This window comes from Rhodoferax sp. (assembly GCF_028714215.1).
Taxonomy (GTDB): domain Bacteria; phylum Pseudomonadota; class Gammaproteobacteria; order Burkholderiales; family Burkholderiaceae_C; genus Rhodoferax.
The window spans coordinates 1-13,811 of the sequence record NZ_JAQTMS010000056.1 but is presented as its reverse complement, the minus strand read 5'-3'; the positions used below and the strand labels follow the sequence as shown (position 1 = coordinate 13,811).

General features: G+C 61.5%; 10 protein-coding genes. 7 read left to right on the top strand and 3 right to left on the bottom strand.

Features of this window, described 5'->3' with window-relative positions:
- The first annotated feature begins 25 nt into the window (after positions 1-25).
- The 3 genes from PHS32_RS19775 to PHS32_RS19765 all read left to right on the top strand — a co-directional run bounded on the left by PHS32_RS19775 (position 26) and on the right by PHS32_RS19765 (position 3,437).
- Positions 26-529 carry a sigma-70 family RNA polymerase sigma factor gene (locus tag PHS32_RS19775; RefSeq protein WP_301080840.1) on the top strand — a complete coding sequence of 168 codons (504 nt, stop codon included), beginning with the start codon at positions 26-28 and terminating at the stop codon, positions 527-529.
- Positions 526-1,281: a hypothetical protein gene (locus PHS32_RS19770; RefSeq protein WP_301080839.1), complete on the top strand. Its 756-nt coding sequence runs from the start codon at positions 526-528 to the stop codon at positions 1,279-1,281. The genes PHS32_RS19775 and PHS32_RS19770 overlap by 4 nt, the downstream gene beginning before the upstream one ends.
- A 167-nt stretch (positions 1,282-1,448) precedes the next feature.
- Positions 1,449-3,437, top strand: coding sequence for a prolyl oligopeptidase family serine peptidase (locus PHS32_RS19765; protein WP_301080838.1), 1,989 nt, complete (start codon positions 1,449-1,451; stop codon positions 3,435-3,437).
- A gap of 106 nt (positions 3,438-3,543) precedes the next feature.
- Here the strand turns inward: PHS32_RS19765 and PHS32_RS19760 are convergent, their stop codons facing one another.
- Positions 3,544-4,104 carry a nucleoside-diphosphate sugar epimerase gene (locus tag PHS32_RS19760; RefSeq protein ID WP_366143498.1) on the bottom strand — a complete coding sequence of 187 codons (561 nt, stop codon included), beginning with the start codon at positions 4,102-4,104 and terminating at the stop codon, positions 3,544-3,546.
- 22 nt (positions 4,105-4,126) lie between these two features.
- A complete protein-coding gene (locus PHS32_RS19755; RefSeq protein WP_301080836.1) occupies positions 4,127-5,818 on the bottom strand; it encodes a DEAD/DEAH box helicase in 1,692 nt (563 codons plus the stop codon).
- A 334-nt stretch (positions 5,819-6,152) separates the two neighbouring features.
- Between PHS32_RS19755 and PHS32_RS19750 the strand changes: the two genes are divergently transcribed.
- From PHS32_RS19750 to ettA, 4 genes are all read left to right on the top strand, one after another.
- Positions 6,153-6,554: a hypothetical protein gene (locus PHS32_RS19750; protein WP_301080835.1), complete on the top strand. Its 402-nt coding sequence runs from the start codon at positions 6,153-6,155 to the stop codon at positions 6,552-6,554.
- Entirely contained in the window at positions 6,551-8,359 is a 1,809-nt protein-coding gene (locus PHS32_RS19745; RefSeq protein WP_301080834.1) for a polysaccharide deacetylase family protein, read from the top strand. Before PHS32_RS19750 ends, PHS32_RS19745 begins: the two co-directional genes overlap by 4 nt.
- Positions 8,360-8,508: 149 nt before the next feature.
- A complete protein-coding gene (locus PHS32_RS19740; protein WP_301080833.1) occupies positions 8,509-10,707 on the top strand; it encodes a DUF1631 family protein in 2,199 nt (732 codons plus the stop codon).
- Positions 10,708-10,764: 57 nt separating this feature from the next.
- Positions 10,765-12,426 carry an energy-dependent translational throttle protein EttA gene (gene ettA, locus PHS32_RS19735; RefSeq protein WP_301080832.1) on the top strand — a complete coding sequence of 554 codons (1,662 nt, stop codon included), beginning with the start codon at positions 10,765-10,767 and terminating at the stop codon, positions 12,424-12,426.
- Here the strand turns inward: ettA and PHS32_RS19730 are convergent.
- A complete protein-coding gene (locus tag PHS32_RS19730; protein WP_301080831.1) occupies positions 12,410-13,429 on the bottom strand; it encodes a P1 family peptidase in 1,020 nt (339 codons plus the stop codon). The genes ettA and PHS32_RS19730 overlap by 17 nt on opposite strands.
- Positions 13,430-13,811 lie beyond the last annotated feature (382 nt).

Here is a 13,811-nt window from a genome sequence, read left to right as displayed (position 1 = left end):
GGCCACACCGTTGTATCGGATAGAGATGACTGATTCCCTGCTGAACCTGCGAGACCAGATCGCCGCGCTGTTGCCGCGTTTGCGGCGCTTTGGGCGTACGCTGGCGCGCCACCGGGAGGATGCCGATGACCTGGTGCAAATCGCGCTGGAGCGGGCCTTGACGCACAGCCATCAGTGGCGCGCCGGAACGCGCTTGGACAGCTGGCTGTTTCGAATCATGCAAAACGCCTGGATCGACGAGACGCGGGCGCGCCACCGGCGCGACCAGACCTTTGTCGATGAGGCGGCAGGGGAATCGGTGGGCGTCTCCAGCAGCGACGCGCAAATCGACGCCATTGCCGTGCGCAAGGCGGTGGCGCAGTTGGGCGACGAACAGCGCGCGGTGGTTGGTCTGGTCTTGGTGGAGGGGCTGCCCTACAAAGAGGCGGCCGAGGTGCTGGGGATTCCGGTGGGTACCCTGACCAGCCGTCTGGCGCGGGCGCGCGAGGCATTGCAGGCGATCCTGTCCGGCACTGAAGGAGCCCGATGATGAACTGGTCCGATGAAACCTTGATGTCGTTTGCCGACGGCGAGCTGGACTCCGTGCAACGCGCGCAAATCGAGAGTGCGCTGGCCACTGATGCGGCGCTGCGCCAGCGCGTGGCGGCGCTGCAACTACAGCGCCAGCGCGTGGCGGCGGCTTTTGCGACGGTTCTGGTAGAACCGGTTCCCGATCGGCTGACGAGTTTGTTGCAGGCGGCGCCGCTCACGCCTGAACCAGCCGCAACGGCAGCGCTTGTCAACCTGGCCGAGGTGCGGGCTGAGCGCCAGCGCAAACGCTACCTGCCGTCGTGGGCACAATGGGGCGGCATGGCTGCCAGCGTGCTGCTGGGGGTGTTGCTGGGAACGCAACTGGAGCGCGACGCCGCCGACCCCGCCATCGGCCTGCGCCAGGGCCGCTTGCTGGCTGGTGGCTTGATTGAGCGGGCACTGTCGGAGCAACTGGCGAGCGAACCCGTGGTCGACGCCCAGGTGGCCGTGCAGCTAAGCTTTGTCGACAAGGGTGGCAACTATTGCCGCACCTTCAGCACGGCGACAGTGGCGGGTTTGGCGTGCCGGGAAGACCGGCAATGGGCGCTGCAGAGTTTGGCCACGGTTGCAACCACGCCACAAGGCGAGCTGCGTCAGGCCTCCAGCGCCTTGCCGCGCGCCATATTGGATGCGGTCGACCAGCGCATTGCCGGTGATGCGCTCGACAAGGGTGGTGAACGGGCGGCACGCCAGCGCGGGTGGCGCCGGTAGCACTGCAAGTGCCTGTCAGCTGTTCGACCCGGAACATGGTGGGTCCAGAAATGGAATTACACTGAGAAAACTGCCCGCAGAGGCAACTGGTTTTCTTTTTTTACCAAGTCATTTTGGGGGGGACAGGGATGAGATACGTTTGTCAACTTGTCACGGCGATAGGGACGATGTTCTGGGTATCGGGGGCGCTACCGGTGTCGGCGGCGCCGAGGTTGCCGATAGAAGCGTTTGCCGCGCGTCCGCTGGTGCAGCATGTCTCCTTGTCACCGGACGGTCAGAAGGCGGCCATGCTGGTCAACAACGAGGGCAGCACCATGATCGTGGTGCAAGACCTGGTCCACCCAACTGGCAAGCGGACCAGCCTGATGTCCACCGACAACCGCGAATACAGCTTCAGGTGGTTTCGCTGGGTTAACAATGATCGTCTGCTGGTAGGTACCATTTTCCCCAGCAAACGTACGCAGAATAGCGACAGCACCGCCGGCGGCATCAAAACGTATGAAACTCGGCTGTTGTCGGCCAAGGCGGATGGCAGTGAAGTCATCAACTTGTTCAAACCCACAAGTTTCAAGGGGTATTGGCAACCGCGTTTGCAGGACCGTGTAATTGATTTTGAGCCGGACAGTGGCAAGCATGTCCTAGTTGCTCTGCGCGACCGCCAAGAGAGTCTACAGGGTGCCGATACCGGAGTCTATCCCGCCATATTCAGTGTCGATGTGGAGACCGGTAGTCGCAGTCATGTGCACGACTCGCGTGACAAATTTGATTCATGGATGGTGGATCGCAATCACCGGGTACGCCTGGGGGTGCGATATGACCAAGCCAACGTCGAGATCCATGTTTGCGATCCGGATGGCAAGAATTGGCGCAAACGCTGGTCCTACAAGGTTCTGGGCAAGGACAGTGTCGAAGCAGTCGGTTTTGGCAAAGACCCCAACGAACTGTTCTTTCTGGCTGAGCATGAAGGGCACGATGCCTTGTTCACGGTCGACCTGCGCGACCCCGAACTCAAGCGCACACTTAAACTTGCCAGCAAGAACCATGACCTGTCGGGCAGTCTTGTGTACTCGCGCAAAACTGGCGAAGCCATCGGTCTGCGCGGCGGCAGCGAGATTGATGACGCCAACAGCAACTACTGGGACAAGGATAGACGCGAACTGGTCAACTTGGTTGATCAAGCGCTACCCGGTCGCTACAACCAGGTTTTCAGCACAAGTGACGACGAGAACCGCTATTTGGTCTACTCCAGCAACGGCCAAACATCCGGGCAGATCTATCTGGGTGATGACCGAGCCAACACGATGGCCTTGTTTGCGCTGAGCTATCCCCAGCTGAGTGCGAAAGATATGGTGGTCAAGCAAAGCGTGGAGATCAAAGCGCGTGATGGACTGGCGCTACCGGCGTTTCTGAGCTTGCCGCATGGAGGGGAGGGTAAGAACCTGCCAACTGTCTTGCTGGTACATGGCGGTCCACAGCATCATGACGATGCCGGCTTTGATACCTGGGCGCAGTTCCTGGCCAATCGCGGCTATGCGGTGCTGCAAGTGAATTTCCGCGGCTCGACGGGCTTTGGTCGCGGACTGATGGCCGCCGGCCTCAAACGTTGGGGCCTGGAGATGCAGGACGACCTGACCGATGCGGCTCAGTGGGTGATTGCGCGCGGCACGGCAGATCCCAAGCGGCTCTGTATTGCGGGGGCCAGTTTTGGCGGTTATGCCGCCCTCATGGGGGTGGCAAAGACACCCGATCTGTACCGCTGCGCAGTCAGCTTCGCGGGGGTCAGTGATCTGCTGGAACTTGGGCGTGATCGACGCGAGTTCGGTGGTGCCGAGGGGGTCTACGACATCCAGGTCGGATCACTGGACCAGGATGGCGAGCGCTTAAGGGCCACGTCACCTCGATTCTTGGCGCAACAAATCAAGGTGCCGGTGCTGTTGATTCATGGCAACGAAGACCGCAGTGTGCCGTTCGAGCAGGGTGAGTTCATGGACGCGGCATTGACTGCTGCCGGTAAGCCGCACCGTTTCATCAAGCAGGATCGCGGCGATCACCACTTGAGCCTCTATGAGCACAGCATGCAGTTCTTCACCGAATTGGAAAGTTTCCTGGCGCAAAACCTTGAGCCGCTCGCCGCGCCGCCCGTGGTGGTCAAATAATTCTGCGTGACTCTGCTGAGGCTGGCAAGGCACTCAATCTTGTCGTCAAAAGAGGCTGCTGGTTTTCCAACTGACGCAGGCAACTCCTGAAAACAGGGTGGCCGATCTACCGGACCATTTGCATTTCACCCGACAGCAAGACGCATGTTCCCTGCTCGGTGCTGCGTACCGCAGCGAGCAGCGCTTGCGCTACCCGGGTCGCCGCAATGGTCCGGTAGTTGGCAGGAATCAGGGGTTTGAACAAGGCCATGGCAAGTTGCCCCAGTTTTTCCGCCGGGCGTGGCGCTTGATCCAGCGCGTCGCGGTCACCGGCCAGCATCGAGGGCCGCGCAATGACCAGCGCCCGGTAGCCCAGTTGCGCCAGCGCCTGTTCCATCTCGCCTTTGACGCGGTTGTAAAAAACCGCCGAGGCAGCGTTTGCGCCCATGGCGCTGACGACACCCAGTTTGCTGGCACCAGCGGCCTTGCCGGCCCGCGCCAGCGCCAGCACCGCCGCAAAATCGACGGCGCGAAAAGCCGCCTGGCTGCCCGCTACCTTGATGGTGGTGCCCAGTGCGATGAAGACATCGTCAACGTGATCGATGCCGGGCAGGCCGGACAGATTTTGCAAATCCAGCACATGGCTGAACAGCTTGGGATGGCTGATCGTCACCGGTCGGCGGCCCACGCAGTGAACCGCCGTATAGCGCTTATCGGTTAAAAGAGCCGCGAGAATTTCCTGGCCCACGAGACCCGTTGCCCCCGCCACCAAAGCCACTCGCCCCGCCGCCGGAACGGCCACTTGATCCACCATAGGAACCTCCATTGCGGTTACCGCCGGCGTAGCCGCCGCCCCGGCGGGCACCGCGTTCGGCCATCATATCGACACTGGTGCGCATCGGGTCGGGTTGACCCTGGGCCGGCCTGGATGGCGCCGGGTTGCCGGTGCCATTGCCACCGGCGTAGCCGCCGCGACCTTGCGCCGGGCGCTGACCCTGGCCACCGCGCGGCATCTGATCGCCGACCGGGCCGCGGCTGCGTTGACCGGCACCGCGCGCAGCGCCGGCGTTACCGCCACGTGCGCCACCGGCATGGCCGCCACGCTCGCCCTGGGTGCCCTTGCTGTCGCGCACCCGTTGCATCATTTCGACGCGCGCCGCCTTGGCCGCCGCCTGCATGACGTCGCGGCTGGGCGGTTTGCCGGCGCCGCCCCAGATGGTCTGGCGACCCATGGCGATGGGCTCGGCCCGTTCGCCAGGCTCGGGCATGAAACCTTCGATCACTTGGACCGCAAGCTCCTGTTTGGTGTAGCGTTCAATGGCCTGCATGAAGCCCTCTTCGTCCAGGCACACCAGATTCACGGCAGCGCCGTCGGCGCCAGCGCGACCGGTGCGGCCGATGCGGTGCACATAGTCTTCGCAGACATTGGGAATGTCGTAGTTGACCACGTGCGGCAAGTCATCGATGTCGATGCCGCGGGCCGCAATGTCGGTGGCCACCAGGGCGCGAATGTCGCCACTCTTGAAGCCGGCCAGCGCCTGGGTGCGGGCGACCTGGCTTTTGTTGCCATGCAGCGCCATCGCCTGAATACCCATTTTGCTCAGAAACTCGGCGACGTTGTTGGCGCCGAATTTGGTGCGCGTGAAGACCAGCACCTGACTCCAGTTGTGCTGCTGGATGATGTGCGCCAGCAGCGCTTTCTTCTTGCCGCGGCCCACCGGATGGATGAGTTGGGTGATGCGCTGCACGGTGGTGTTGCGCGGCGTGACCTGTATGCTTTGCGGGTTTTTCAGAAGGGTCGCCGCCAGATCGCGAATTTCGTCGCTGAAAGTGGCCGAGAACAACAGGCTTTGCTTGTCCTTGGGCACCGCCGCCAGAACTTTCTTCACGTCATGGATGAAGCCCATGTCCAGCATGCGGTCGGCTTCGTCGAGCACCAGGATCTGGACCTGGCTCAGATCCAGCACGCCTTGTTGCATCAGATCCAGCAGGCGGCCCGGTGTGGCGACCAGAATGTCCACGCCTTTTTTGACGCGGCTGATCTGCGGGTTCATGCCGACACCGCCAAAAATGACGGTGGAGGAAAGCTCCACATACTTGCCGTAGGTCTGTACCGACTCTTCCACCTGGGCTGCCAATTCCCGGGTCGGGGTCAGCACCAGGCCACGAATGCCGATGCCGCCAAATTTGTTGCGCGGGGCTTCGCCCTGGCTGAGTTGGTGCAGCATGGGCAGCACAAAGGCTGCCGTCTTGCCGGTGCCGGTCTGGGCCCCGCCCAGCAGATCGTGGCCGTCGAGCACCACCGGAATGGCCTGCGCCTGAATGGCGGTGGGAGTCTCGTAACCCTGCTCAAGCACGGCCTTGACAATGGCCGGAGCCAGTTTTAGTTCTTCAAATTTCATTTAAGTGGCGCCTATCCTGGGCGCTATGGCATCGGCCCGTCCCGGCGTTTGAAACGCCGGGTCAGTCAAGGGCAGATGGGGTACAAAGGTGGAACGTTTGCGCGAGGCTTCGTTCCCAGCAAGGTGCTGGCATTGTGGGCAACTGAAGCGCCACAACGGAACGTATTGTCGCACGGTATCGAAAATCTGGCGTGGCCGCTGCAATTCGCCAATTTGTGGGCGCTGGGTCGGGGCTGCGCTGGCCTCATAATGGGGCTCCATGAACGCTTGTTTTGTTTTGACTTCCTGTTTTCGATAACGCGATCAGGCAGTGCCGCCAGGGATTGAATTGTTCATGCGACGAGACTCCGGGTTCTACCGACTGGTTCATTTCTTTTCGCCCAAGGTCTGGTTGGCTGTTGCGCTGGTTTCCCTGTTGCTGGCCGGCGCTTCCAGCTGGGTCCTGTTGTCTCACCTGGGTGGGGGAGCGAAAGACGGCTGGTACTCGGCCTACGATTCCGCCGCCCGCTTTGTGCATGACACCATTCGCTTGACTTTCAGGACCGACAAGCAGCGCGCGGCCGTGTTCGTGGCTCCGGTCGGTCTTCTGAATCCGAAGGCCGACTTCAACTGGATCGAGAGTTACCAGGACTTCAAACCCCGGACCGAAGATACGGCGCCAGAACCGAAGGCGCCGGCCGGTTTGCTCGATCCCGACTGGAAACCGACTTTTTCTGGGTACCAGGAACCGCAATGAATTTCTTTGACTTATTGGCCGTGAAAAAATGTCTGCACCTGGTGCGGGGCGCTGTGTTGGCTTGTCTGCTGGGCCTGGCGAGTTCACCCCCGGCGCTGGCTGCCGCGGCTCCGCCGCCCCTGGAACAGGTGTATTTGTATTCCAGCCCCATCACGGCGGCTTTTTTCAGTGCCAACGGAACCAGTTACGACGGCTTGAAACAGCGTTGGCGTGAATACTTCCGACCCTACGGAAAGGCGTTTCGTGAGGTTTCACGCGCCAACTTGATTGCCGGCCTGAAGCCCGGCGTCTTGGTGCTGGGCTCGGCAGCACTGCTCGATGAGCCCGAGCGCAAGGCGATACAGGCGTTTGCCGATGCCGGAGGCAGCCTGCTGGTGACCTGGGGTACCGGCGTGCGGGATGGTCGTGGGCAATGGGCCGGCTACGGTTTCATTGAAGACTTGCTGCGGATGAAGGTCAACAGCAAGGCGATGCTGGAAGACAGCAAGGAAAATAGCACACGCTTTCTCAATCCCTTTGGGGATGGCCCCTTGAGCTGGACGATTCCAGGGGGGGAACGCATCTTTTTGGGCGAGGTCGCCGAAACCCCCATACGCGTCGAATCACCCTATCTGGCCGCCCGTTACTTCAGTTGGGAGCGCTACCCAGCGCCGAAAAACAGCAACGGTGCCATTGCATTGCTTGAAAAAGGCGCGTCGCGTCGCGTTTATTTTGGTTTTTCGGAGTCCAGTTGGGAATACGACGAGCGCCTGGAAATGCCCAATCTGGTCGATTCGGTGCTGGCTTGGCTGAAGCACGAACCCAGCATCTACAAAGCCGCCTGGCCGAACGGTAGTCTGGCGGCCCAACTGCTGGAGATGGACACGGAAGAAAAGTATTTGAATGCGATCGACTTCAAGCGCGATCTCGATGCGGCCAATTTTCGCGGTACGTTCTACTCACTGACCAGCATTGCCAGACAGTATCGGGATACGGTTCAGAAGTTGTCCGAGAAACACGAGATTGCCTACCACGGTGAGGTTCACGTTGGCTTCAAGGGGAAGACTCCCGAGGTGCAGGAGAAACGCCTGGGCGCCATGGTGACCGAGATGCGGGACATCGTCGGTTCTCGCGCCTTGCCCACAGTGACCGGGTTTCGGGCGCCGACCGAATCCTGGGACGCCAATACCGAAAAACTGCTGCGTCAATTGGGTGTCCGCCACAACGTCACGGGACCGTCCGCCTCTGAAGGCCGGATACCTTATTTCTCCGACTCCGAGCCCGGACTCAAGCCCGAAGAGGCGATCGTGCGGCTGCCGCGCACCCAGATGGACGATCTGAATTACCTGGGCCTGAGAATCGGCGCCGGCAAGGCCACCGAGCTGATCATGCTGGACTTCGACTATCTGCACGAGGCCGGTGCCCTGGGCGTTTTGTCAGTCCACTCACAAAACTACGAGCCCGGCGAGTTGATGACCAAAATCACACCGCCTTACCTCAAGAAGCTGCAGCAACACCAGGACGACGTCTGGACCGCCTCGGGCGGGGAAATTGCCAACTGGTGGCGCGCCCGCGACCGGGTTGTTTATAAAGCGAGCAAGACTTCTCCCACCCAGTTTGCCTTTGACGTTCGAGCGCCGGGCAATGTCAAGGGCTTGACGTTTTTTGTGACGCATCCGGCGCTTGACATGGCGCCCAAATCGGTCATGGCCGTCAGTTCGGAGGCGCCGCTGCCGGAGCTCAAGCGCATTGATGCTTACCGCACGGCACTGATCTTCAAGCAGGAACTCAAGGTCGGCAATTACGCCTACAGCTTGGAGTTTTAGCACTGGTTCGGCGGGGACCGCCAGCGCGCTTCGGTTGCGCTTGACCTGTATCGGTTGAAACAATGTGTTAGCGGACGCTTGACGAGCGTCCATCATCCCTGAGAATGCCAGCAGATGCACTGAATTTGCAATTTGAGGGAACGCGCTTGATGAAGAAATTCCTGCTTCCACGCATCGGTGTGGCGGACGATCAGACGAGCGTTCGTCCAAGCCTGCTGGACTGCATTGAGGTCGTCATGCCGCAGGCCGACATCCTGATGCAGGACGTGCTGGAAGGCTTGCTCCATTCGACCACCCTGGGTGGGGGAAAGAGTTCGTTTGGGAATCCTTTCCCCGTCAGCAAGGCGGCCGCCGAGGCGTTGTTCAGTCAGGCCTTGGCCGTCAAGCAGACGTTTGTGGCGCACCTGGAGCTTGGCGTTTATCACCGGGGGTCGCAGGATTTGGCGCTGCAGGCGATGTCCGGTTTCGAGGACTTCAAACTGCTCGATACCCGGCAGATCGATGCCAGCATCGAATTTGCGCTGGCCCGGCAGGAAGTCTCCCGCTGCGTCGATGACGTGCTGCCTTCGCTGGACGCGCTGATCAGCAGTTTGCTTGGCTGGATGACCGTTCAGCCCTTGCTGAATCCGCTCAGAGCGGACGTTTTTGTCCGCGCCCTGCAGGCCAGCTTGCAGCAACATGTGCCAGGTGAGCAGGTCCGGGTCGCTTTGCTGATGCCTGCCGCGGGCCTGCTAGGGGTCGGTCTGCGCCAGCTCTACCGTGAGATCTGCAATTGGTTGCGCTCGCAGGGCGTTGAGCCCGCTGCGCCGCTGGGAAGCAACCTGGGCAGCGGCGCCTGGGCCTCGGAAGCCGCCATGAAAGGTTCGGTTGCTCGCACGCTGGTGACGTTCGACAAGCTTCGCAAATTGCTGGCCGGTGGCCTTGACGCTACCGCGGGCGGTTTGGAGATGCAGGATTTTTTGCATACCGTGCCGGCCGCCTTTGTCGCGCTGGAGGAGATGAAACTGGTCGAACCCATGATGCGACGCCTGGCGCAGCGGGAAAGCCAGTCCGCCCACGTGGCGGCGCCAGCCAGTCAAAATGTTTCGCCTGAACCGGTCAGGAGCCGGCAGTTGGGCAAGCAACTGGGCGAGGAGGTGGTGCGCCTGATGCTCGATGAGCTGGTGCGAGACGAGCGACTGCTGGAAGGAGCGCGTGAGCTGATCAACCGGTTGGAACCTGCCTTGCTGGCACTCGCGAGGTCCGATCCCCGGTTTTTCAGCCAGCGTCAGCACCCGGCGCGCCAGTTTCTGGACCGGCTGGCACAGCGCGGCCTGGACCATGCCCGCGAAAACGACGCCGCCGGCTTTCGATTTTTGACATCCGTTGAAAATGCGGTTGACTTTTTGAGCGGCACTGGCGGAGGCGACGCTTTTGCACATGTATTGCGCCAACTTGAGGATGACTGGCGACGCGATGATGCGATGCAGTTCCAGCGATTCGAGGAAGGCGGGTCGGTCTATTTTCAGACCGAACAGGGCAAGCAGTTGACACAGCGATTCGCCGACGATTTTGCGCAACGCCAGCAGAACAAGAAGATTCCGCCATGGCTGGACAGTTTCCTGCGCGGACCTTGGGCCCAGGTGGCGGCGCAAGCCCAGTTGGATTGTCTTGATGGCCGTGCCGACCCGGGTGGCTATCTGGCGCTGGTTGACGACTTGATCTGGAGTGTTCAATTGCGCTTGGCGCGACGCGACCGGGCACGCCTGGTCCGGCTGGTTCCCGATTTGCTGGGCAAGTTGCGCCAGGGACTCCGGTTGATCGGGTACCCGCCGGAGCGCATACCGGTCCTTTTCGATGCGCTGGTCGAAGTGCATGAAAAAGTGCTGCAGGGTCGGCGCGCACGCGCCGGCCAGCAGGGGGAGCCAGGGGCGGCTGAAATTGGCCGGCCCCCGGCCATGGAGGGAATCGATCTGCTGGGGTTTCCGTCCCCGGCTGACAAGGCTCAGGCCACAAGGGCGCTGGCGCCGAATTCCGGACCGGTCGGCGGGTCGCTCCAGCTTGCTGGGTCGGTGGCTGACCTCGCCACCGGCGCCTGGGTTGAAATGTTCGTGAATCGGGTCTGGCTGCGTGCCCAACTGAACTGGGTCAGTCCACAGCGCACCTTGTTCATGTTTGTTTCGCGCGGCGGACTGGCTCATTCCATGTCACGCCGGACCATGGAGCGCCTGCGTCTCCAGGGCTCGATCCGCTTCGTCTCCGGCGCTCAGGGGGGTGACGATGTGCCGGGTTTTGCGGCAGGGGCGGTGTGGCAAAGCGATCAGGCGCAGGACCAGCGCGAGTCCGGCTTCTGGGGGATGACCGGGTGAAAGTGGGCGATGCGTCGATAATGCTGGGTTTACATCCCGCAAAACCTCGCAAGATCCATGGCCCAATACGTATTTTCCATGAACCACCTCGGCAAGATTGTTCCGCCGAAGCGCTTCATTCTCAAAGACATCTCCCTTAGCTTCTTCCCCGGCGCCAAAATCGGTGTGCTGGGAACCAATGGTTCCGGCAAGTCCACTCTGCTCAAAATCATGGCCGGGGTCGACAAGGAGTTCGAAGGCGAAGCGATCCCGATGGCGGGCCTGAACATCGGTTATCTGCCGCAGGAGCCGCAACTGGACCCCTCGCAAACCGTGCGCGAATGCGTGGAAGCCGGCATGGGCGACGTGCTCAAGGCGAAAGCCCGGCTGGAGGAAATCTACGCCGCTTACGGCGAGGAAGACGCCGATTTCGATGCGCTGGCGGAAGAGCAGGCCAAAATGGAAGCCATCATCGGCAGCGCCGGCACCGACTCCGAGCACCAACTCGAGATTGCCGCCGACGCCTTGCGCCTGCCGCCATGGGACGCCAAAGTGGGTGTCTTGTCCGGCGGCGAAAAGCGCCGCGTTGCCCTGTGCCGCCTGCTGCTGTCCAAACCCGACATGCTGCTGCTGGACGAGCCCACCAATCACCTGGATGCCGAATCGGTGGACTGGCTGGAGCAATTCCTTTCACGCTATCCCGGCACGGTGGTGGCGATTACCCACGATCGCTACTTTCTGGACAATGCCGCCGAGTGGATTCTGGAACTCGACCGCGGCAACGGCATGCCTTACAAGGGCAATTACAGCGCCTGGCTGGAGCAAAAGCAGGAGCGGCTGGCGCAGGAACAAAAAGGCGAGGAGTCGCGCGCCAAGGCGCTCAAGAAAGAGCTTGAATGGTCACGCCAGAATCCCAAGGCACGCCAGGCCAAAAGCAAGGCCCGTCTGGCCCGCTTTGAGGAGTTGTCGGATTTCGAGTACCAGAAGCGCAACGAGACCAACGAAATCTTCATCCCGGTGGCCGATCGCCTGGGCAATGAAGTCATCGAGTTTGTCAATGTCAGCAAGTCTTTTGGCGACCGCCTGCTGATCGACAACCTGAGTTTCAAGGTGCCGGCCGGTGCCATCGTGGGCATCATCGGTCCCAACGGCGCGGGCAAGTCAACGCTGTTTCGCATGATTGCCGGCAAGGAAAAACCCGACAGCGGCGAGGTCAAGATCGGCGCCACCGTCAAGATGGCGTTTGTCGATCAGAACCGGGACGATCTGTCGAATGAAAAAACGGTCTGGGAAGATGTTTCCGGTGGTCTCGACATTCTGAACGTAGGCAAGTTCCAGATGGCCAGCCGCGCTTATTGCGGGCGCTTCAACTTCAACGGCGCGGACCAGCAAAAACGCGTCGGCACCCTGTCCGGCGGCGAGCGCGGACGCCTGCATCTGGCGAAAACCCTGATTGCCGGCGGTAACGTCCTGATGCTGGACGAGCCCTCCAACGACCTCGACGTGGAAACCCTGCGGGCGCTGGAAGAAGCCTTGCTGGAGTTCGCCGGATCGCTCATGGTGATCAGCCATGACCGCTGGTTCCTGGACCGTATTGCGACCCACATTCTGGCCTGCGAGGGCGACAGCCAGTGGACCTTCTTTGACGGCAACTACCAGGAGTACGAAGCCGACAAGAAGAGGCGCCTGGGCGAAGAAGGAGCCAAACCCAAGCGCATGCGCTTCAAGGCGCTGAAGTAGGCTTGTGCTTCAGGTCGGCCGCGGCCGGCCAGTGCAGGGCGCCGCAAGTGAGGCCTTGAGCGGCCATCACGGCACGCACCACGGCGCGCGCCGTGGCCTCGGCCGCCAGCATGCTCAGCAGCAGCATGCCGGCGGTCTTACCGGCCTTGCCGGTACCCAGGGCAAACAAAGTGTCGCCGTCGGACTGCGTGTGTACCGGATTGATGCTGCGCGCCAGTCCGTCATGTGCCACCAGGGCCAGACGGTGCGCCTGAGCTTTCGTCAGGATCGCATCGGTGGCGATCACGCCGATGGTGGTATTGGTGCCGGCCAGCACTGGTTTGGGTGTCTCCCCGTTCAGGATGGCGTTGCGGCTGTTGATCAGCGCGGCACCGTCGGGCGTACGGGCACCGGCCAGCACCTGGCCGGTGTCGGGGTCGATGACGTCGCCCATGGCATTGCAGGCGATGATGGCGCCAACCGTGATGCCGTCCACTGTGATGGCGGCGCTGCCGATGCCGCCGCGCATGGCGCGGCTCAGCCCGAAGACTTTGCCCACCAGTGCGCCGGTGCCGGCGCCAACGTTGCCTTCGGCCGGTGCTTTTTTGCTGACGCTGACGCAAGCCTGGTAGCCGGCACCTGCGTCAGGCCGGATGCCGGCGTCGCCGACCGGTAAATCAAACAACACCGCGGCCGGCACGATGGGCACCAGACCGAAACCGACATTCAATCCGATGTTGTTCTCTTCCAGCCAGCGCATGGCGCCGCCGGCCGCGTCCAGCCCCCAGGCGCTGCCACCGGCCAGCATGATGGCGTGAACCCGGTCGACCAGGTTGGAGGGGTGCAACAACTCGGTCTCGCGGGTACCGGGCGCGGCGCCGCGCACATCCACGCCGGCCACCGCGCCGTCACGCGCCAGGATCACGGTACAGCCGGTAGGGCGACGCAAATCGGTGCAGTGGCCGACTTCGATGCCGGCGACATCGGTGATCGAGCTTGTCGGGTTTTGTGCTGAACTGTTCATGGGCCAAATGTTAACCCGTCAGGCCTGGGCCGTAACGTTCTGGCAGCACGACCGCTGTTTATGAATCTTTCCTGAAATGATGACATACCAAACCCGGTTCAACCTACCGGGTGGATCAGGCTGGCGGGGCACTCAGCTCCGTGTCCCCCGCCCTGCGGGCTCCTCCTTTACCTGCGCTGAGCGCCCCACCAGCCTGATCTTTCAAGCAAGGTTGGTGTGCAATCGGCGCAAACCACCGATGCCGCTACCGAGGGCACTGGGGTGAGTGGCGTAGCGTGGACTTGGGGTTTTGCCAAATGAATACGAAGGGACTTCCCGCTTCCTGGTAACGGCATCAAGTGCCAAGATTGGTTTTTTGGAAGTCAATCTACAACCTTTGGAA

Coding starts and splice junctions, on each gene's coding strand:
- PHS32_RS19775 (WP_301080840.1), top strand. CDS start 26: ATGACTGATTCCCTGCTGAACCTGCGAGACCAGATCGCCGCGCTGTTG.
- PHS32_RS19755 (WP_301080836.1), bottom strand. CDS start 5,818: ATGAAATTTGAAGAACTAAAACTGGCTCCGGCCATTGTCAAGGCCGTG.
- PHS32_RS19770 (WP_301080839.1), top strand. CDS start 526: ATGATGAACTGGTCCGATGAAACCTTGATGTCGTTTGCCGACGGCGAG.
- PHS32_RS19750 (WP_301080835.1), top strand. CDS start 6,153: ATGCGACGAGACTCCGGGTTCTACCGACTGGTTCATTTCTTTTCGCCC.
- ettA (WP_301080832.1), top strand. CDS start 10,765: ATGGCCCAATACGTATTTTCCATGAACCACCTCGGCAAGATTGTTCCG.
- PHS32_RS19740 (WP_301080833.1), top strand. CDS start 8,509: ATGAAGAAATTCCTGCTTCCACGCATCGGTGTGGCGGACGATCAGACG.
- PHS32_RS19730 (WP_301080831.1), bottom strand. CDS start 13,429: ATGAACAGTTCAGCACAAAACCCGACAAGCTCGATCACCGATGTCGCC.
- PHS32_RS19745 (WP_301080834.1), top strand. CDS start 6,551: ATGAATTTCTTTGACTTATTGGCCGTGAAAAAATGTCTGCACCTGGTG.
- PHS32_RS19765 (WP_301080838.1), top strand. CDS start 1,449: ATGTTCTGGGTATCGGGGGCGCTACCGGTGTCGGCGGCGCCGAGGTTG.